This is a genomic window from Acidithrix sp. C25 (assembly GCF_904848545.2).
The window spans coordinates 824,501-844,449 of record NZ_CAJHCI020000010.1; the positions used below are offsets into that span (position 1 = coordinate 824,501).

Consider the following 19,949-nt stretch of genomic DNA (forward strand, 5'->3'; position numbering starts at 1 on the left):
TCTCCATACACGACCTTACATTTGTGGCACTCTAGAAAGACATCCGGAAATGTTATACATTCACCAGTTAGTCCATCGAATCAAAAGCCATGCCATGGGCATGCCAAGACGCCATCGGCGTCAACACTTGCTCGGTCAAGAGGCAGTTCAATATGAGAACATGCATTCTCAAAACATGAGAACTCATCATTGTGGGCAACCACAATAACATCTCGGTCGCCAACCTTATCAGCTCTTTTCGACTTGCAACTTCATCGTCCATACCAATGATCGGTGCTGAAAAGGCGATAACCGAGCCCTACCGCATGGCAATTTCCTACTCAATAGCAGCCTTCGGCGACGAGGCACAATTTTTATCATTTCCATCCATCGCCAGATTCGAATCCAAACTCAAAGATCTACTCGCAATCTCAAAATCTCCAATTTTTTCGCCATGCACCTCTGAAATGGGAAGATTCTTTGACGCGGTCGGTGGGCTCATAGAGCTATGTGACGTCGCACCTTCGAGGGCCAAGGGGCCATGTACCTAGGGGCGCTGGCCCATCGCGCTATGAACTCAAATCAGGCTGACCCCCATGTGCGCTTTGACAAAGACCAAGAGCGATGGGTAATTGATACGGCATCAACCTTTAGAGAGACCGCTCAAAAGATCCTGGATGGTCATGACCCTTCTGAGATAGCGCTATATGCATATTGGGCCTTAGCGACATCAACAGCTGAGGTTCTAATAGAACTCTCAGCGACTACAAATCTTCGAACCGTGGTGCTTGCAGGTGGATGTTTTCAAAACATAATCCTGCTCAAAGAGTCAACTAAGGAGCTAGAGATGGCGGGGTTTAGAGTGCTTTGCTCTTTAGAAGTTCCTCCAAACGATGGGGGTATCTCCTTGGGGCAGGTCGCCATAGCGGCAGCTCGCCTTGGCCAAACAAGTTCGCCAAAAGCCATAACCTGAGGTTCATGAAACCAATAGCGGTTCACACCTAAAGAAAAGCTAACCATGAAACCGCAATCGAAGATATAGTGACCAAATCCCCTAGCGCAAAGATCAATGAAATTTCTATTCTTAGTCAATAACTTTAAATAAGGAAAATAAGGCTACTGTCTTGGCTTTTTCCAGATCGATAATTATTCACCTCAGCACCTACCCTACGAATCAGATCTGAAAGGCTTCTCTAATGAAAACTCCTAGCTCATGACAGATACCAGACGTTTCCTAATTCCCTTGGCGCTAGACCAAGAAGAACCTGCGAGCTGTAGCGTCTGCCTAGATGATGCGACCGCAATCGAGATAGTGGAGATCAAATCAGGCTTCGCATTAGGGGTCGACCCTTGTGGAAATATCTCTGAGGTGGCTTACGCCTTTATCGAGCACCTAGCCGTTGGCGACGTAGTTCTCGTACAAGCCGGAATCGCACTCGCAAGAGTCCAAAGATAGGCCTTATGGCCACTCAGCATATAAGTCCAAGAGGTGTTAGCACCATGGGATGGCCACAAAGATGAATTTTTTGAGAAGGTTGCGAACTGCATTCGTCAATTCACCTTAGGATAGCTCTATCTCTCACTATCTAAAGGTAGGGCCATGGATCGAAACGACGTTACTGAAAAGATTATCGAGACCAAAATCCGACGAAACATCACATGGTCGAAAGTTGCAGAAGAGGTTGGCAAGTCCAAAGAGTGGGTTACGGCAGGTTGTCTTGGACAAATGGCCTTCTCCGATCACCAAGCACAGGTAGTCGGTGAGTTATTTGACCTTTCTCCGGAAGAGATCGCCATGTTGCGAGTCCCTCCATTTAGAGGAAGCCTACCAAATCAGATACCGGCGGACCCAACGATCTATCGCCTATACGAACTGGTTTCAGTCTATGGACCGACAATCAAAGAACTGATCCATGAAGAATTCGGAGATGGAATCATGAGTGCTATCGACTTCGATATGTCAATTACCCGCCAAGAAGACCCAAATGGCGACCGCGTACACATAGAGCTCTCAGGCAAATTTTTACCTTACAAAAGCTACTAACGCGGCGAGTCACCTCAACTGGCAAATGAACAACATAGCTTGCAGATTACTTTGGTCTCTTTGGCTTTGACCTCGTGATCCCCTTTCACTGGGATCACCGGGGCTCTCACAATCGATACTCGATAAAGACCTCAAGGTTGGGCGAAACAACTCACCTGTTAATACTCCTCAAAGAAATATCGTGCTTCGAGGAGTCTTGGAGATTTGGTATTTATTTATTCAACGACATACCTTTGGGCCAAGATAGTCGTGGCCTCGCGCCACATCTTCTACCGCGCCTATAAGATCATGGGCCAAGAATAAGTCGACTTTGAAGGGAATCTGCGCAAGCTCACCAGGGATATGCAAGAAAAAAATAACCAATCCACATCTGTGGGACAACCCAGTGGTGCCTCTAGCTCTGCCAATCAAGAATTGCAGGCCGTGACGATCTACACAGATGGAGCATGCCGAGGTAACCCGGGGCCCGGAGGCTGGGGTGCGCTGTTGATTAGCCCAAAAAAGCAACGAGAGATCTACGGTGGTGACAACCCAACAACCAACAATCGGATGGAGCTCCAAGCGGTAATTGAAGCCCTAGAACTCCTAAAAGTACCGTGTCGTATAAGCCTCCACACCGACTCGAGATATGTTATGGACGGCATTACAAAGTGGATCGTAAATTGGAAGAAGAAAAATTGGGTCAACTCTAAAAAAGAGCCAGTTAAAAATACCGATCTTTGGAAGTTGCTAGATCAAGCGACCAAACGCCACGAGATCAACTGGATTTGGGTTCGGGGCCATAACGGCGATGAGGGCAACGAAAGAGCCGACCAACTAGCAAATCTTGGAATTGACCAATTGCTAGCAAATGGTTCAAAGCGCAACTTTTAGACCATCAAGATGGCAGAATCGTCTCGAAGTTGACCTTCGCGTCATAGTCTCTAGAATACCTAACCACTACGCTAGAGGCCTCCACCTCGCCCCCTTGTGCTGAAAGTCGGCCGATATATCTCCCAAGGGACTTTGAATTAACGTAGGAAAATACTTCACTTGCTACTTGCATATCACTACGATCAATCAAATCGCCCAAATTCAATGCTGTCACCGGGTCTGAAAATATGACTGAGGATAGATCCGCGTCCATGAGGAGATCGCTCATGTCATGGTAGTCCAAAGTCTTTGAGAACTGACCATAGGAAAGGTTGCCTTTTGGGTCGCCCTCCTTGATCATAAGATGGCCTTGACCTCTTCTCGCGTCGCCAATCACAGCGACACCTCTTGTCTCAGCGCGCATCCATTCAAGGTATGAATTCGCCACCATCTCGTAATGATCATAGACCAAGACCCCCAAGCCCATAGAAAAACCTAACGACTTGGCGATGCCGACTCCAAGGCGACTTCCAGAAAACCCTCCAGGGCCAACAGCCACTGCAATTGCCTCGGGAAGACCAAAGTTCGCATTGGGACCAAGAGCTCTTTCTAAGAAGATCCCAACTTCTGAAAGAAAGGCTCTTGGTTTAGAGATCTCCATGTAATAGGCACATTCGCCAGCGTCAAATTCACCTTGTGGAAATTGGACCAGCCCTATGTATGACCTCGGCGAGACGGTGTCTATGGCCAAAATAGTTCGTTTTGGTGAATTTCTCTTTGACAAGGTGGACTCCGATGTAGATCAAATAGGGCAGAAATAAAATTCTATAAAAGAAACCGGAGGTGCAATCTATTCACCCCAAAGGTTTCCCCCTGGACAAAGTCGAGGTGATCAAAAAACACCGCTGAAAACACCATATAGTGTTGACCAACTCTGCGTGCTTGGTTTGATCGAATCTAGCGATACACGATGCAACCTGCACTCCATACCGCTTGCATGGCACCTATATTACCCCTTGTAGAACCTTACATGCCCTTTATTATGGGCGCCTTGTAAATATGCCCCGGACCCAATCCAGGCAAGTTCTTTATATTTTGTTATAGTACACAGCTACATCAAGCTTTGCATCCCTGACATAGGATCTCCTAGACTTATTCAAGGAATCCTTAGGGATCGTTTTTAGTCACAAGTTGTGGAAATTGTCACCTCATCTAGTCAAAACTTTAAAAATCGTTCATTCCATCTCGAATTGTTCTCAGTGAACGTTATCGACCTGGAATCTTCATCAGCCCCATTGGCAAACAAAACCACTAAGGGATCAAAGTCGTCGAATTGCCAAAGGCATAGATCTGCCCATTCGACGACCGTAACGCTATCTTCGTCGAAGAGTTCCAAATCATCGAAGTCAACTCCTCTGGTGGTGTCAATTCGATAAAGGTCGCAGTGGACCAAACGAAAACTCCCAAAATACTCCCGAACCATTACAAATGTTGGAGATGCGACCCTCTGAGAAATTCCCATTCCAACCGCGATACCAGAAGTAAATGCAGTCTTACCCATTCCCAAATCGCCAATTAGAAGGACTACATCGCCACCATGCAAAAGAGAGCCCAGGCGCTGACCAATAGCCTTGGTCTCTAGCGCCGATGATGACTTTACTCCTAATATCTCATTCAAAGTTCCACACACCGATCTCTTGCAGGTACCCTTTAGCGCCGATGAGGTCATTGCGAATAGCGTCTTGAGCTACTCGCCCTCGCCTCAGCGCATAGGCTGGATGAAAGATGGGCATCACCAAAGCAAGTTCACTCTGTACAATTTCCCCATGGCATTTAGTTATCTGAACGTCTCGACCCATAAAAACCTTTGTCGCAAGCGAACCGAGTGAAATCACAAGAAAAGGCGAGATGAAGTTCAACTGATCCTTTAGGTAGCCACTACAGCTTCTAACCTCATCTGGTTTTGGTAATCGATTTTCTGGTGGACGGCACTTTACAACATTGGTGATGTAGACATCACCTCGGTTAAGCCCCAATGCCTCGAAGATTAAACGTTCGAGCAACTTCCCTGAACGCCCGACAAATGGCCTTGATTGAAGGTCCTCTTGAGCTCCTGGGGCTTCACCGACAAAGAGTATCGGAGATGACAAATCACCTTCGCCAAAGACCACATTCAAACGACTCTCACATAAAGAACACTTTTGGCACTCCAGGGCCGCAGATCTTGTTCTCTCAAAATCAGTTCGCGAACTCAATATTATCCCTTGTTTTGAATGGCTAGAAACAGGCTATCTGGCCTAAACCACTCTTCTGGGAACCCGCTTTGAGATTCCACAAAGAATCTCCCACGAAATAGTTCCAGTGCGCAAAGCCCACTCATCTGCCCAAATTGAAACCGGATTATCCGAACCCAAAAGTACTACTCGGTCGCCTATTTGCACCCTTGGATCTGGCCCAAGGTCTACTACAGATTGATCCATAGAGACCATTCCTGCAAATGGAAATAGCACACCATTAATTGCCACCTTACCCCCACCCCTAAAGAGTGCCCTAGGAACTCCATCTGCATATCCAATTGGAACCAGCCCTAGGAATCCATCTGAATCAATAGGGCGAAGGCGCCCATAAGATGGCCTGACACCTTGTTCTACCTGCCGTATGAAAGTCACCTTGGAGATCAAAGAGAGCACCGGACGCAAGCCAATCGATCGTGACTTTGGATTTGGGTCGTAACCATAGAGTCCAAGACCTACGCGAACTTTTGAAAATCGCACCTTTGGAAAGTCCAAGAGCCCTGCAGTATTGGCAATATGCAACTGACGAGCGGTGATACCCTTTAGCGAAAGCGCTTCTACGGCATCTCTAAACCTTTCAATCTGCAACTTGGTAAAGGCAACCGACTCAGGATCGTCCAAGTCGGCAACGGCAAAGTGGCTCCAAATGCCATCTAAATCAACTCCTTCTAAGAGCTCTGAGATCCTGTCTAAATCGGACAAGGATGCACCGGCTCGATACATTCCTGTATCTAACTTCAGCTGAAAAGAGAGTCGCTTTCCCTCCTTGCCAAATCGAGTAGCCAACGCTATCCCTATAGCCTCGAGGCTATAGAGCGTGAGAGAGATATCTGCATCGCCCGCAACTCCAAAGTCAGAGACGGCGGGCTCACTCAAGACTAAAATCTCTCCATCGATACCAGCTTGTCTAAGCTCGACTCCCTCGTCGACAAAGGCGACAGCAAAATCACGACATCCCACTTCATGAAGGATTCGAGCCACATCCACGGCACCATGGCCATAAGCATCGGCCTTTACAACGGCACAGATTCTTGCGGGCGCAGCCAGAGCAGCAAATAAGCGATAGTTGTGAATCAGCGCCTGTGCATCTATCTCTGCCCAGACGGGCCTATGTTCTGCCCCCATGCGAGTACACCCCAATCGATCTTGGATTCGCGGCTAGAGATCAATGGACCGCGAGAAAACAATGGCACAAATTGGCTTTGTTGGCGTTGCAGCTCACTGCTTGTTTGACACAGCCACCTTGCGCGCGGAATTTTATCCAATAGATCATAGGAGATCATTCCCCTTCGGAAGGTCAGACGACCGGCAAGTCCATGAATATAGGCAGCCTTAGCAATAGCAGAGATAGAGATCACTTCATTTGCAAGAACACCAGCAATGATGCCGCTTAGCACGTCGCCTGAGCCTGCGGTTGCCAGCTCACTACCGTTGGAGGAGACCACCCCAAAGTGACCCTCCGGAGAATATATAAAGGTCGGAAATCCCTTAACCAACATATATACGCTCCACCGCCGACAAAACTCCAAGATACCGAGATCTGTCTTAGCAAAGCCAAATGCAATAGAGAGGCGGTCAAGCTCTCCCATATGTGGAGTTAGCACAATGCCTCGTTTACCCTTTTTAAGTAATCCGAGAGAATCCGGCGAGGCCGCCAAGGCAGAGATGGCGTCCGCATCGACAACTAAACTAGCGCCGCTGGCTCGTCCAACATATTCAAGCAACTGGCCGCTAAATCGCCCTAACCCCGGGCCAATTGCAATAGCATTGAACCGTGAGAGGTCTTCCTTCGGGATCTGCAACTCTCCGTCGTGGAGCAACGGACGCAGGACAACTTCTGGATTCGAAGCAGCCAAAAGGTATGAGATTGAACTGCTCGGCGAAAAAAGATGAACGATTCCCGCCCCCGCCCGCATCGCTGCTACCGACGATAAGATAGCAGCACCTTCCATTCCCTGTGATCCACTAAAGACCGCTACCGAACTTTTCCATTTGTGATGCTGTGTTGGAGTTGGGACTTCGCTAAAGTCAAAGGATTGATAAAAGGTTCCTTCACCCGCGAGATTGGTAGCCACACCTAGATCACAGAGATAGCTCTCACCCATAACCTCAATGGCATCACCGGAAAGCAAACCTCTCTTCAGCCCAGCTAGGACCAGACAAAAGTCGCTCTTGAGTGTTCCTGGTGCAACTTCACCGCTCGTAGAATTGACGCCGCTTGGCATATCGACACTTAGGATCAACGCTCCACGGGGAGTTTTGATCGACCTTTTCAAATCACCATGAAAGCCAAAACCAAAGACAGCATCGATCAAAAGATCGCATCGAGGAGTCGATCTTTCGTGGAGATCTTCATATTCAATAACCCCTACACTTGCTCCAAGAATAGAGAGATACTTAGCGCACGCCCTGCCATCTGCTCCATTGTTTCCCTTGCCCACTACGATTACTACCACCTTGCCGTAGGCTCCACCTAGAATCAAGGCGCTAAATTGTGCCAGTGCAAAACCAGCGCGATCAATTATGGTGGCCAACGAACCCTGGGCGGCCAAGGTTTCATCTAGAGATCTCATCGTTTCGGTCGAATATATTTGAATCATGGCTTCCTTGGGGCTTTACCCTATTTTTCGTGAACCTTCCCCGCCCTTACGGACGGGGCTTCTGGCTCCGTCTGTTTGGTTGGGGTTTCCTAACATCGCTTCCATCACGCCACCGCGACCGACTGGTTTAGTATTAATGAATTCAAGGAGATAAATTACACCTTTAGAAGTGCTCCAAAGAGACGATTTCAACGCCCCAACCGACCATAGGGTTCAGCCGAGCTCTAGTGGTCCTTGAAGATCAACGCTCCGAATCTCGGCGATTGCCATAGCGAAGGCAATTGAAACTCTGACTTCGTGAGAAAATGAAACTTTGACTTCAACAACATTTGATTGAAAAGCAACCTCCTTTGCCTTAGCGTGTAGCTTCACCTTCGGTGGTCCGTCACTGGAATTCACTACCTCAATGTCATGCAGTGAGAGCGAAAAGAGGGTGACGCCTAGCGCCTTTGAGACTGCCTCTTTGGCCCCAAAGCGCGCGGCCATACGTGCAATTGCGCCATCTCCCTTAAAGCGGTTGATATAGTCAAGCTCACCATCAGTAAAGATCCGATCGACCCCTCGACTCCGACGCTTCACAAATAAAGCAAAGCGATCGTGGTCGACCACGTCCACCCCAATTCCAAAGGTATATCTTTGATTCATACAGAGCCCAACCCTCATTCAATACGACCGGAATCTATCCAAGCCAGATCCCTAAAACGCCACCACGTCCTATGAAGTACCCGAGAATACAGCCGTGATCGGCTTGATGGTCCTGGGCCAACAAAGACAAACCTACCACCTTTTGCTTAGGGCGGAATATCTCCTTTATGCCAGCCCGAAAGTGCTACGGTAAATCAAGCCGTGAAGAATTAATTCAACGCTTCGAGCTTGCATAAAGCCCATTACCTCGATCCACCACCGATATCCAGCTAGCTGAGACTATCTCTTGCCCTGCGTCCAATTTGCCATTGGGTCCCAAAATACCTTCGACACAACCTTTTCGTTAGGGATCATTGAGCACTTTGCCATAGTTTTTTACAAGTTCCATTTGAGATCTTTAGAATTGCTTGGTGTCTACACCTATTGCTAGCTGGGACTTTATTCAAATATGAAAGTTGTCTAAGAAAGGTAAAAGTAAGTTCAGGAATTATAAACAAAGTCATTAATCGCTCCACAGCTAATTTTAGGCAATCTCAACGAGCATGTAAGTATCCCCTGAAGGCCTAGGGCGAAGCAAAATAGGAAAGTAAATCTCAGAGGAAGTTCAAATGAGAAAAATTAAACTAAACGCAAAGATAGCAAGTGGTCTTACAGTTTTGGCGATAGGCGGTGGATGGCTAGCAGGTGCAACACTTGGAACCCCAGCGGTATCATCTGCGAGCACAACCCCATCTACATCGATACCTGCGGCTCTCTCTTCATTCACAACGACGAGCCCAAGTGGTGGACACCATGGTGGTCTTATGAGAGCTGTTGCTGGAGATCATCTCTTGAAAACTGCAGCTAGTGACCTAAAGACAACTACATCTGCTCTCAAAGCAGACTTGCAAGCTGGAAAGACCCTAGCCGCAGTAGCAACGGCAGCTAATATCTCTCCATCTACCTTGATCTCAGAGTTGGTAACTAGTGCTACAGCAAATATCAACTCCGCTGTAACCGCTGGAAAGATAACCTCTACTCAAGCCACTCAGATCCTGTCTCATCTAAATACAGCTATCACCAACTTCGTCAATAACCCACGTCCCGCTGGTGGCCCTGGCGGTCATGGTGGCCCTGGCTTTGGTGGCATGAGAGCTGTTGCTGGAGATAATCTCTTGAAAACTGCAGCTAGTGACCTAAAGACAACTACATCTGCTCTCAAAGCAGACTTGCAAGCTGGAAAGACCCTAGCCGCAGTAGCAACGGCAGCTAATATCTCTCCATCTACCTTGATCTCAGAGTTGGTAACTAGTGCTACAGCAAATATCAACTCCGCTGTAACCGCTGGAAAGATAACCTCTACTCAAGCCACTCAGATCCTGTCTCATCTAAATACAGCTATCACCAACTTCGTCAATAACCCACGTCCCGCTGGTGGCCCTGGCGGTCATGGTGGCCCTGGCTTTGGTGGCATGAGAGCTGTTGCTGGAGATAATCTCTTGAAAACTGCAGCTAGTGACCTAAAGACAACTACATCTGCTCTCAAAGCAGACTTGCAAGCTGGAAAGACCCTAGCCGCAGTAGCAACGGCAGCTAATATCTCTCCATCTACCTTGATCTCAGAGTTGGTAACTAGTGCTACAGCAAATATCAACTCCGCTGTAACCGCTGGAAAGATAACCTCTACTCAAGCCACTCAGATCCTGTCTCATCTAAATACAGCTATCACCAACTTCGTCAATAACCCACGTCCCGCTGGTGGCCCTGGCGGTCATGGTGGCCCTGGCTTTGGTGGACCTAATGGTGGCGCGGCACTTAGAAGTACTACCAGCGCTGGAACGGCTCAAGCTGCCTAAGTGGGCTAAATAAGTGGGCTAAATAAGTGGGCTGCTTAACTCACATAGCCGTTTTGGCCCATCTAGGTCGGACATAACGGCTATGAAAGCTATAGGAGCCTTCTTGGGTCAGCTCCCTCACCCTGTTGCATCAACCAGTAGGGATACAACAGGGTGATTAATCCAAAGACAGACGATCGAACTGATCCGTATTTATCCATCAATAGACACAAGCCCCTAAAAGAGATCTCTTTTAGGGGCTTGTGTCTTTCATTATGATCGCGAGTTCCATGAAATTGGCGCCGACCAGAACGGCCATACAACTTATAAATGAAAACAGATCTGGAGCCTAATTGCTACTCTATAACCAATTCTACAGGTTCTAAATCAAGAAATGATCCATAAGAGTCAGTCCTTGGACAGCCTGGGTCAGAGGCAAGCACATCTTTTGTCACTGCAAATGCACGAGCCCTGGATCCTCCACAAAAGCCGCTGTAGTCACACGATCCACATGCACCGCTGTAATTAGAGGGGTCGCGCATTGATGTGAACAGTGGCGAACTGGAGTAGATATCCACTAGCGATTGCGATCTCACATTTCCACCGGACAAAGGAAGGTAACCCGAAGGATAGACTTCCCCTAGGTGGTCAATAAATGCAAATCCTCGACCCTCTCGTACCGACGGACGAAGGCCAGAGGTCTCTAGGTAGTTCATCTCATGAAGCACCCTTTGAAATTGCGGCGCGCCAACCGCAGTAACGCGAAAATCAACGCTGCGGCTAAAAGTCGCGAGATACCGAAGCACCTCTTCCATCTCTGAGGAATCTAGGGCGCTCGACAACTTCGCTCTACCCATAGGTATTACAAAAAATACCTCCCAAGACGACACCTTGAGATCTTTGGCCAGATCCGCCATCTCGGCTAAACCGTCTAATGTAAATCTCCCAATTGAGGTATTGATCTGCAGGGACATCTTGGCGTCAACGACTGTGCGAGCTATTTCAATGGAGCGTTCAAAGGTTCCCTTAACGCCTCTAAATCTATCGTGAATCTCAGGAGATGGTCCATCGATTGAAAGAGAGATCGCACGAACCCCAAGTTCTGCCCAATGATAGACCAATTCAGGAGTAACGCGATTAGTAACAGATGGCGAGATAGATGTGATGAATCCCATCTCGATCGAACTCTTCAAAATTTCATCGAGATCTGGTCGTTCGGTTGGATCACCGCCAGTGAAGACCATGATCGGCTTTCTTGGAAGCCGATTCGAAATATCTAATAAGACACTTTGGATCTCGTCAATATCAAGTTCTCCTTCATTTCGGTTTGGGATCGCTCTTGCTCGACAATGACGACAATGGAGATGACATGCCTTGGTCAGCTCCCAAGTAATCACATGTAAAAACGATGAAAAATCCTCCACGACAACCTCTATTCAAACCCGACTAGTCCCCCAAGTTGGCAACTTCGAGAAGTTGAGCCGCCAATGGAACCTAGCTTTTTATATCATGCCTATAAAAGTCTTTACCATCCAAGGCTAGGCGCAATTGTAAGATCAAGTTAGAGTCCAAATCCCCAGCCTTAAGGCTCAAAATCGCAATCGTCGATTCTCATAATAAAACTTGATCCCCGTGGGGTCCAGCATCACTCCACAGTCACCGTCTTGGCGAGGTTCCGTGGACGATCGACATCCATACCTAGGTTCCGAGCCATATGGTATGCGAATATCTGTAGGGGAACCACGTCTACCAATGGAGCAAAGAGAGGATGAACTCTGGGTACCGAGATGAAGGACTCGCCTAAGTTAGCCTGTCCTTCATCTCCAGGATTGCCGATAATTATCACAGAAGAATCGCGAGCACGTACCTCTTCTATATTCGAAACGATCTTCTCGTAAAGCCTGGTTCGAGTCGCTATCGCCACAACAACCGCCATCTCATCGAGCATTGCAATTGGACCATGCTTGAGCTCTCCAGCGGGATAGCCTTCCGCGGGTAGATATGAGATCTCTTTAAGCTTTAGCGCTCCTTCTAAGGCAACAGGATAGCCAACATGACGGCCAATAAAATAAAATCTACTTGAGCCACTAAAGCGCTTAGCCACCTCGCCAATGGCATCCCATGAGTTCAAAACCTCTTGGATCTTTGCAGGTACCAAAGTCAACTCTTCGTACAATGCGTCGATCTCACTCGGGTAGAGCTGGCCCTTAGTTCGAGCTAGATTCAAAGCTAAAAGTAAAAGAGCCCCTATCTGTGCGGTATGAGTCTTCGTGGCGGCTACACCAACCTCAGGTCCGGCTCTGGTGTACATCACAGTATCGGCCAATCGCGCCATTGATGAACCCACTACGTTACAGACCGCTAACGTCTGGGCTCCGAGGTTCTTTGCCTCGTGTAAAGCAGCAAGCGTATCTAGGGTTTCGCCCGATTGACTAACGGCCACTACGAGAGTACGCTCATCCACCACTGGATCCCGATAACGAAATTCCGAAGAAATATCTAATTCAACGGGGACTTTCGTCCAATGCTCGATTGCATATTTCGCTACCATACCTGCGTGATAAGAGGTTCCACAGGCAACGATAAAAACCTTATTTATGCGCGCTAAAGAATCTGGATCGCTGGTCGTCTCGTCCAAAATCAACTCACCAGAGGATGCTAAGCGTCCTGCCAAAGTGTCTCGCAGCGCCCCAGGTTGTTCAAGTATCTCCTTCGACATAAAATCATCGAAACCCGACTTCTCAGCGGACTCAAGCGACCAAGTAACGGGGAATTCAACCAGATCAACCGAGTCCCCTTCGAGGTTAAAGATCTCAGCACCACCCCCAGTAACACAGACAAGATGGTCATCTTCTAAGTGGTAAAAAACCTCCGCACGATCAAGAATCGCCGGTATATCACTCGCAATAAACCAGGTGTTTGAAGCCCGACCGATAACCATCGGCGCCATACGTTTAAAACCAACCAAAACCCCTGGCTCTGTCGAAGAGATTGCCACAAAAGACATCGCGCCACGCATGATTGGCGCTATCGATGAAACAGCCTCGACCAAGCTTCCCTTCGAAATCAAAGATTCCTCTAGAAGGTGTGCGATTACCTCCGTATCGGTCTCGGAGGAAAATATATGGCCCCGCGAAATAAGATCATCCTTGAGCTCTCTGAAGTTCTCAACGATTCCGTTATGAACCACACTTATTGTCCCATTGCAATCGATATGGGGGTGCGCATTAAATAGGGTTGGACCACCATGAGTTGCCCATCGAGTATGACCGATTCCGCTGATGATCGAGCCAAATTCGCTCTCTTTAGCATCGCTATCTAATCGATCCAAAGAATTCTTACCCTGTGCTACCCGCAATCGCGAAAATAGACCATTTTCATCACAGACTACAATTCCAGCGGAATCGTATCCCCGATATTCCAGACGTTTGAGGCCACTTGTCAAAACCTCAACGGTTGCGCCTTGGCCAGTTACTGCAATAATTCCACACACGCTTTAATACCCTAGCCCTTTGATCAAAATATAAAATTCGTTCGTCAAAATGAGATTAAAACCTAAATCAAAGAAAGACTTTAAGCCCTTCGGTCAATGATTCCGAAAAAATACGAGACAGCCATCAACAGCTCTACCACAATTGGAACAAACACCCTGGCAAAGATCACAAATCGCGCCAAACTATACCGCTAAGCCACTTGCAACCAAGCCAGAAATAAAGATATACAGAGATCCGCCATCGGCCTTTCGATCATCAAGATTACAAACGCGTTCTTGGATTCTTACCAAGTACCATTGATTAATTCAGCATGGACGAATCAACATGCAGCACAAGAGATGAGCTCAACCCTAAAACTCGCAGCGCTGTAATTATTTGCATACAACGAGCTTCCTAGATGTTCTAAAGCATTGCCGGATAAGGCGTCGTGGGTAATGATGCTGGGAGATTACCTGCTTAGATGGAAAAGGCCGCCATCACGTCCCGATCACACTAAAGCTCAATCTGAATTAAAGATCAGTCTGAGAAATCACCTTTAGGATCAGCTCGATCGACTCGGTAGCGAGAGCTTCGTCCCTAGCTTCGACCATAACACGTATCAAAGGCTCAGTGCCTGAAGGTCGAACCAAAACCCGGCCTGCATCACTCAATTGCTGCGCGGCTCTGGCGATCACATCTTTGACCTCTGGAGCACCAAGAACAACTTTTGGATCCCCAACACAAGCGACATTACGCAAAATCTGTGGGAATCGCACCATGGTTCTATTGGCCAACTCGCTAGCAGCGATGCCGGACTCCAAAAGAGCGCGGCTAAAGACGGCTCCGGTGAGCATTCCATCGCCGGTTGCCGCCAAATCCGCCAAGATTATATGGCCACTCTGTTCGCCGCCTAGCACAAAACCATGCCGCTCCATAGCTTCAAATACATGGCGATCACCAACCGGCGTCTCAACGACGACGATGTTAGCTTGCGCCATGGCGATCCGAAGGCCCATATTGCTCATAACCGTTATCGCCAGACCATTATGCGACAGCAGCGAACGGCTATTCAAAAACTTAGCTAAAACCCCTAGGATTATGTCACCATCTATAACGGAGCCGTCCTGAGCTACTGCTAATACTCGATCTGCATCTCCGTCAAACCCTAAACCCAGATCAGCCTTCTCTGCTAAAACGGTGTCAATCAAACCTTGAAGATGAGTCGAACCTGCATTTGCATTGATATTTACACCATCAGGGGAGTCGTTGATCACCACAACACTTGCACCGTAACGCTCAAAAACCTCTCGAGCAAATCCGGATGCGGCACCATTAGCGGTATCCAAAACCAGCTTTAGTCCAACTAGCGATTGAATCAGCGGCTGAGATGTAATATAGGTTAAATAGTCAGAGACTAGATGCGAAGCGTCATTGATGGTTCCAACACCTTCGTCGATGGCAATGCCATCTCTTACGCCACGTTCAATCTCAATCTCGGTTGCATTCGATAATTTAGCGCCTGCCGGCCCCAAAATCTTGATCCCATTGTCGTGATAGGGGTTATGGGAAGCAGAAATCACCGCGCCAGCTAGCTTCAATCTAGAGCACAGATAAGCGACTCCTGGAGAAGGAATTACCCCGAGATCCAAAACTGAGGTACCCGCAGCGGCTAAACCAGCAGAAAATGCAGCCTGCAACATGGTTCCAGAGACCCGAGTATCACGACCAACCAAAAAAGTAGAGCCAGCAATTGTATTTGCAACACTCATACCAAGACGAAGGGCGAACTCTGAATTAAGCTCAGAGTTCGCCCTACCACGTACGCCATCCGTACCAAATTCCAACACCGAAGATTAACGCTTGGAGTACTGAGGAGCCTTGCGCGCCTTCTTGAGGCCGTATTTCTTAGATTCCTTCTCACGGGCATCGCGAGTAAGCAATCCGGCCTTCTTGAGCTGTGCTCTAAGTTCAGGATCCAACTCGACAATAGCTCTTGCCAAACCTAGGCGAAGGGCTCCAGCTTGACCAGAGACGCCACCGCCATTTAGGGTGACATCCACGTCATAGTTGGTCAACAAATTGGTCAGCCGAAGCGGTTCGATCGCGTGCTGGCGCAGGCTTGGAGCACCGAAATACTCTTCGAAACTTCGCTTATTACAGGTCACAGAGCCTTCGCCTGAGCGAAGCCTAACACGAGCGACTGCACCTTTGCGACGACCTGTCGATTGAACTAATGGTATTGACATATAATCTCTCCCCGGCTTAACGGTTTGCAGTGCGCGTAGCGCCTGGAATCTCTAGCGGAACTGGCATCTGGGCAGAATGCGGGTGAGTCGGCCCTGCATATACCTTCAACTTCAAATACATAGCGCGACCCAATCGGTTCTTAGGAAGCATACCCCTAATGGCCTTCTCCACGACGAAGGCAGGCTTATCAGCCATAAGGTCAGTGTATCGAGTCGTACGAAGGCCACCCGGATAACCCGAGTGATGATAGGAGAACTTTCGTTCCGCCTTGTTGGAAGTCAAAATAACCTTATCGGCGTTAATCACGATAACGTGATCACCGGTATCGAGATGTGGTGCGAAATAAGGGTTGTGCTTACCGCGCAGAATTCTGGCGACTTCGGTAGCCAAACGACCAAGGACCATGCCCTCGGCGTCGACTACGAACCACTTTCTCTCAATTTCTGATGGCTTTGTTGAATAGGTGCGCATAATCTCACTGGTTTCAAAGGTACGAATTAGATGCCTACGACAGTTTCGGTCGCATAAGACACAAAGGAACATTATAACAGGATTAATCGATAGCCAATCCGCTAATCCTCCAACCTTTTGGACATAAGTCGATTGCCAACCGAAATTACAGGCCGATTCAAAAATTCAAAGCGCTCCTCAAAGCGAACCATGATAAGAAAAAGACCATACGGTGGGGCGAGATCGACTCCCTTAGAACGATCCTGTGCATCAAGAGCCCTACTGAAATCCCAAGGAGTAGCATGGCCTAGAGCGACCTTTACTAAGTAACCCACTAGAGCCCTAACCATCTGGTGACAAAAGGCATTGGCTTCAATCTCTATATGGATATGATCGCGATCGGTCTCAAAGACGCTGACTTCACTCACACGTCGATTAAGAGAACCACCATTGGGATCGGCTCTACAAAAGGTAGCGAAATTCTTCTCACCTACCAAGTAGGATGCCGCTGCAAATAGAGCATCTCGATCGAGTGGAGAACCGATATGCCAACCCGCACGGCGCTCCATTGGCAGCGCAAAGTCGCCGGTAAGAAGACAATACCGATATCGACGGGCCACTGCGGAAAAGCGTGCATGGAAATCCTCCGGCATCGACCATACCGCACGAATAGCAATCGAGGCACTAGTGAGGCGCTCGATCGACCGCCGGAACTTATCCAAATCAATGTACTTGGGATCCTCCAGTACAACTGAGACGAACTGAGAGTTAGCATGAACGCCCCGATCAGTTCGCCCAGAAACAAACGTTCGAAAAGAGTCCCCAAGAACTGCCCTTAGTGCGGCCTCGAGATCCCCTTGCACCGTAACCTGATCGTGCTGACGCGCGTAACCGCTAAATGCTGAGCCATCATAGGCAAACTCTATAGCCAAGTTATTGACTTCTTGTGGAAGATAGTTTCTAGGCGAAGACAACGGTCCCACCCTTTAAACTGATTTCACCATAAAACAATGCCACGGAGATCTCTCCAAATCCCTTAGAAACCCGCCGAAGAACCAAGCCATAGACAAAGAAAACTCAGCCAAGAAAAATAGCGGATGAGGAGCTTACGCCCCAACATCCGCTATCAAAAACTCTCTAGATCACACAGAGACTTGTTATACCAACTCAATAATGGCCATAGGCGCATTATCTCCTTGGCGAGGACCCTTCTTCAGGATCCGGGTATAGCCACCTTGACGCTCTGAATAACGCTCGGCGATATCAGAGATCAACTTCTGGGCCATATCCTTATCACGAAGATAGCTAGCGAGCTCACGGTGGTTAGCGAGACCCCCTCTTTTTGCCTTTGTAATAAGCTTCTCTGCCACTGGTCGTAAAGCCTTAGCTTTGGCCTCTGTAGTAGTAATCGATTCAGCTGCAAAGAGCGAAGCCGCTAGATTAGCGAGAATCGCCTTTTGATGTTTTGCGTCGCCACCAAAACGACGTCCCTGCTTAGGCCTACCGGGCATAACTAGTCCCTCTTCCTTAGTGAAAGGCCGCGCTCATTGAGTCGGCTGACAACCTCATCAAGTGACTTCTGGCCAAAGTTAGTAATCGCGAGTAGGTCGTCGGTGCTTCGCGAAAGTAGCTCACCGATCGTATTAATTTGAGCACGCTTGAGGCAGTTACGCGGACGCTCAGTCAATTCAAGATCTTCAATAGGAAGGTCAAGATCTGGTGAACGAACCTCTATAACTGGCGTCTCCGTCAAAGCAAGTCCTTGGGGTTGATCACTCATATCAGCAATCAATCCAACCAACGACCTCAAAGTCTCTCCAGCCGAGGCCAAAGCCTCGCGTGGAGTAATTGATCCGTCGGTCTCGATATCTAAGACCAAGCGGTCGTAGTCACGAGATCGCTCACCTGCAGTGGCAATCACCTCAACCGCTACACGACGAATTGGAGAAAAGATCGCATCCATAGGGATACGTCCAATGATTCCACTCGAACGCGACGAATCGGCACTCTGATAGCCTTTGCCCTTATCTACCACAGCATCAAGAGCTATCCGCCCTCGATCCGACAGAGTGGCGATATGTAGATCGGGATTAACTATCTCTAGATCAGCAGTGACCTGAAAGTCACCCGCTCTTACAATTCCGGGGCCTCTGACGTCCAGACGAATAGTAATCGCCTCGTCTACCTCAGAGCGAATCACAACGTCCTTTAAGTTAAGGATGATCTCAGTGACATCTTCTTTAACTCCGGGCAGCGTCGTAAACTCATGGAGCGCATCGTCAAAGCGAACTTCAACGAGAGCAGCACCAGGAATCGACGAGAGCAAAACCCTACGCAACGAATTACCCAAGGTATGTCCGAAACCGGGCTCCAGAGGTCCTATCGCAAATTTTTGACGACCCGCAACCTCTTCGGATGCTTCCTCAACGGCGGGTCTTTGAATAAAGAGCATTCCTTCTCCTTAGCGCTCTTGCGAAACCTTTACTTGGAGTAGAGTTCGACGATTAACTGTTCGCGAACCTTGACATCAATCTGTTCACGCAGTGGTGGATTCGAAACCTCGACTTCAAAGCCAGATCCGATCGATGTCAACCAGGCCGGGATGTGAGGGGCCTGAGATGCAATCGACTCCGTAACAACGGCAAGTTCACGAGCCGATGGCTTTAGAGCGACGATATCGCCTCGACGAAGTCTCATCGATGGGATTGTAGCCTTTCGGCCATTTACCGTCACAAAACCGTGCAAAACAAATTGCCTAGCTTGCGAACGAGATACACCCCAACCAGCACGAAATGCTATATTGTCGAGTCTCATCTCAAGCATACGCAACAAGTTCTCACCGGTAATACCATCTTGGCGTGAAGCCTCTTCGAACATATTTCGGAACTGCTTTTCCAAAACACCATAGATACGACGAGCCTTTTGCTTCTCGCGCAACTGGGTCAAGTACTCAGAACCCTGACGGGCGCGGTCACGACCGTGCTCACCAGGTGGATAATTACGCTTTTCCAGGGGGCAATGGGTATCACACTTGGAACCCTTGAGAAATAGCTTCTCACGCTCTCTTCGGCACAGACGGCACACAGGGCCTGTATATCGAGCCACAATAAACTCCTTTTAAACTTTCTAAACCCTGCGGCGCTTTTTGGGGCGACATCCATTATGGGGAGTAGGTGTCACATCGCGCACGGACATAATCTCAATACCGGCATTAGCAATGGCGCGATGCGCTGTATCTCTACCGGAACCAGGTCCTTTGAGCAAAACATCGACACGACGCACGCCGTGTTCAGCCGCGCGCTTGGCGGCGGCTTCTGCAGCTAGTTGAGCCGCGAATGGGGTGGATTTACGGGATCCCTTGAAACCGACGTTTCCTGCGGAACCCCAAGAAATGACGTTACCATCTGGATCTGTAATCGAAACTATGGTGTTATTAAAAGACGAATGAATATGGGCAATCCCATGAGCGATATTCTTACGCTCTTTTTTCTTTACTCTTCGCCCAGCTGGTTTTGGCTTGGCCATCGACGCTCCTTATAGGAATTTTCTAA

20 protein-coding genes and 2 pseudogenes are annotated in these 19,949 nt (G+C 48.4%); 5 read left to right on the forward strand and 17 right to left on the reverse strand.

All coding sequences use genetic code 11. The features are described from left to right. Nucleotides 1-80: 80 nt before the first annotated feature. On the reverse strand, nt 81-203 hold the full coding sequence (locus tag ACIDITHRIX25_RS000000104450; RefSeq protein ID WP_201733319.1) for a Rieske 2Fe-2S domain-containing protein: 123 nt from the start codon (nt 201-203) through the stop codon (nt 81-83). Between the two features lie 63 nt (nt 204-266). Here ACIDITHRIX25_RS000000104450 and ACIDITHRIX25_RS000000104455 point away from each other — a divergent pair. The 4 genes and pseudogenes from ACIDITHRIX25_RS000000104455 to rnhA all read left to right on the forward strand — a co-directional run bounded on the left by ACIDITHRIX25_RS000000104455 (nt 267) and on the right by rnhA (nt 2,896). After that, nucleotides 267-952, forward strand: a pseudogene (locus ACIDITHRIX25_RS000000104455) (Kae1-like domain-containing protein). A gap of 240 nt (nt 953-1,192) precedes the next feature. Next, on the forward strand, nt 1,193-1,435 hold the full coding sequence (locus tag ACIDITHRIX25_RS79205; RefSeq protein ID WP_201733322.1) for a HypC/HybG/HupF family hydrogenase formation chaperone: 243 nt from the start codon (nt 1,193-1,195) through the stop codon (nt 1,433-1,435). Between the two features lie 144 nt (nt 1,436-1,579). Then, complete coding sequence (gene cynS, locus ACIDITHRIX25_RS79210; protein WP_201733323.1) at nt 1,580-2,023, forward strand: cyanase; 444 nt, start codon at nt 1,580-1,582, stop codon at nt 2,021-2,023. A gap of 414 nt (nt 2,024-2,437) precedes the next feature. After that, nucleotides 2,438-2,896, forward strand: coding sequence for a ribonuclease HI (gene rnhA, locus ACIDITHRIX25_RS79215; protein WP_052604358.1), 459 nt, complete (start codon nt 2,438-2,440; stop codon nt 2,894-2,896). A gap of 4 nt (nt 2,897-2,900) precedes the next feature. Here rnhA and ACIDITHRIX25_RS79220 read toward each other — a convergent pair whose 3' ends face one another. The 6 genes from ACIDITHRIX25_RS79220 to acpS all read right to left on the reverse strand — a co-directional run bounded on the left by ACIDITHRIX25_RS79220 (nt 2,901) and on the right by acpS (nt 8,414). Beyond that, a complete protein-coding gene (locus ACIDITHRIX25_RS79220; protein WP_052604292.1) occupies nt 2,901-3,659 on the reverse strand; it encodes a hypothetical protein in 759 nt (252 codons plus the stop codon). A 432-nt stretch (nt 3,660-4,091) separates the two neighbouring features. Then, nucleotides 4,092-4,553: a tRNA (adenosine(37)-N6)-threonylcarbamoyltransferase complex ATPase subunit type 1 TsaE gene (tsaE, locus tag ACIDITHRIX25_RS79225; RefSeq protein WP_201733324.1), complete on the reverse strand. Its 462-nt coding sequence runs from the start codon at nt 4,551-4,553 to the stop codon at nt 4,092-4,094. After that, nucleotides 4,546-5,130 carry a uracil-DNA glycosylase gene (locus tag ACIDITHRIX25_RS79230; RefSeq protein ID WP_201733325.1) on the reverse strand — a complete coding sequence of 195 codons (585 nt, stop codon included), beginning with the start codon at nt 5,128-5,130 and terminating at the stop codon, nt 4,546-4,548. Before ACIDITHRIX25_RS79230 ends, tsaE begins: the two co-directional genes overlap by 8 nt. Nucleotides 5,131-5,172: 42 nt before the next feature. Next, complete coding sequence (gene alr, locus ACIDITHRIX25_RS79235) at nt 5,173-6,294, reverse strand: alanine racemase (protein ID WP_201733326.1); 1,122 nt, start codon at nt 6,292-6,294, stop codon at nt 5,173-5,175. Beyond that, nucleotides 6,258-7,769 (reverse strand): NAD(P)H-hydrate dehydratase, encoded by a 1,512-nt coding sequence (locus ACIDITHRIX25_RS79240; RefSeq protein WP_201733327.1) that lies wholly within the window; start codon nt 7,767-7,769, stop codon nt 6,258-6,260. Before ACIDITHRIX25_RS79240 ends, alr begins: the two co-directional genes overlap by 37 nt. A 213-nt stretch (nt 7,770-7,982) precedes the next feature. Beyond that, nucleotides 7,983-8,414: a holo-ACP synthase gene (acpS, locus tag ACIDITHRIX25_RS79245; protein ID WP_052604296.1), complete on the reverse strand. Its 432-nt coding sequence runs from the start codon at nt 8,412-8,414 to the stop codon at nt 7,983-7,985. 608 nt (nt 8,415-9,022) lie between these two features. Here acpS and ACIDITHRIX25_RS79250 point away from each other — a divergent pair. After that, nucleotides 9,023-10,249, forward strand: coding sequence for a hypothetical protein (locus ACIDITHRIX25_RS79250; protein WP_201733328.1), 1,227 nt, complete (start codon nt 9,023-9,025; stop codon nt 10,247-10,249). A 335-nt stretch (nt 10,250-10,584) separates the two neighbouring features. Here the strand turns inward: ACIDITHRIX25_RS79250 and ACIDITHRIX25_RS79255 are convergent, their stop codons facing one another. The 10 genes and pseudogenes from ACIDITHRIX25_RS79255 to rpsK all read right to left on the reverse strand — a co-directional run bounded on the left by ACIDITHRIX25_RS79255 (nt 10,585) and on the right by rpsK (nt 19,923). Further along, entirely contained in the window at nt 10,585-11,652 is a 1,068-nt protein-coding gene (locus ACIDITHRIX25_RS79255) for a radical SAM protein (protein WP_052604298.1), read from the reverse strand. 221 nt (nt 11,653-11,873) lie between these two features. After that, nucleotides 11,874-13,721: a glutamine--fructose-6-phosphate transaminase (isomerizing) gene (gene glmS, locus ACIDITHRIX25_RS79260; RefSeq protein WP_201733329.1), complete on the reverse strand. Its 1,848-nt coding sequence runs from the start codon at nt 13,719-13,721 to the stop codon at nt 11,874-11,876. A gap of 510 nt (nt 13,722-14,231) precedes the next feature. Continuing rightward, nucleotides 14,232-15,545, reverse strand: coding sequence for a phosphoglucosamine mutase (glmM, locus tag ACIDITHRIX25_RS79265; RefSeq protein ID WP_201733330.1), 1,314 nt, complete (start codon nt 15,543-15,545; stop codon nt 14,232-14,234). Nucleotides 15,546-15,554: 9 nt separating this feature from the next. Beyond that, nucleotides 15,555-15,947, reverse strand: coding sequence for a 30S ribosomal protein S9 (rpsI, locus tag ACIDITHRIX25_RS79270; RefSeq protein ID WP_052604301.1), 393 nt, complete (start codon nt 15,945-15,947; stop codon nt 15,555-15,557). Between the two features lie 16 nt (nt 15,948-15,963). Next, nucleotides 15,964-16,419, reverse strand: a complete 456-nt coding sequence (gene rplM / locus ACIDITHRIX25_RS79275) for a 50S ribosomal protein L13 (RefSeq protein WP_052604302.1) — start codon at nt 16,417-16,419, stop codon at nt 15,964-15,966. A gap of 101 nt (nt 16,420-16,520) precedes the next feature. Then, the gene (gene truA, locus ACIDITHRIX25_RS79280) at nt 16,521-17,372 is read right to left on the reverse strand and encodes a tRNA pseudouridine(38-40) synthase TruA (protein WP_201733331.1); all 852 of its coding nucleotides are present in this window, start codon (nt 17,370-17,372) and stop codon (nt 16,521-16,523) included. 186 nt (nt 17,373-17,558) lie between these two features. Further along, nucleotides 17,559-17,909 (reverse strand): annotated as a pseudogene (gene rplQ / locus ACIDITHRIX25_RS79285) (50S ribosomal protein L17); the annotation flags it as partial. Nucleotides 17,910-17,911: 2 nt separating this feature from the next. Next, nucleotides 17,912-18,850, reverse strand: a complete 939-nt coding sequence (locus tag ACIDITHRIX25_RS79290) for a DNA-directed RNA polymerase subunit alpha (protein ID WP_052604305.1) — start codon at nt 18,848-18,850, stop codon at nt 17,912-17,914. Nucleotides 18,851-18,879: 29 nt separating this feature from the next. Continuing rightward, on the reverse strand, nt 18,880-19,503 hold the full coding sequence (gene rpsD, locus ACIDITHRIX25_RS79295) for a 30S ribosomal protein S4 (protein ID WP_052604306.1): 624 nt from the start codon (nt 19,501-19,503) through the stop codon (nt 18,880-18,882). A gap of 21 nt (nt 19,504-19,524) precedes the next feature. Further along, complete coding sequence (gene rpsK / locus ACIDITHRIX25_RS79300) at nt 19,525-19,923, reverse strand: 30S ribosomal protein S11 (RefSeq protein ID WP_052604307.1); 399 nt, start codon at nt 19,921-19,923, stop codon at nt 19,525-19,527. Between the last annotated feature and the right edge of the window lie 26 nt (nt 19,924-19,949).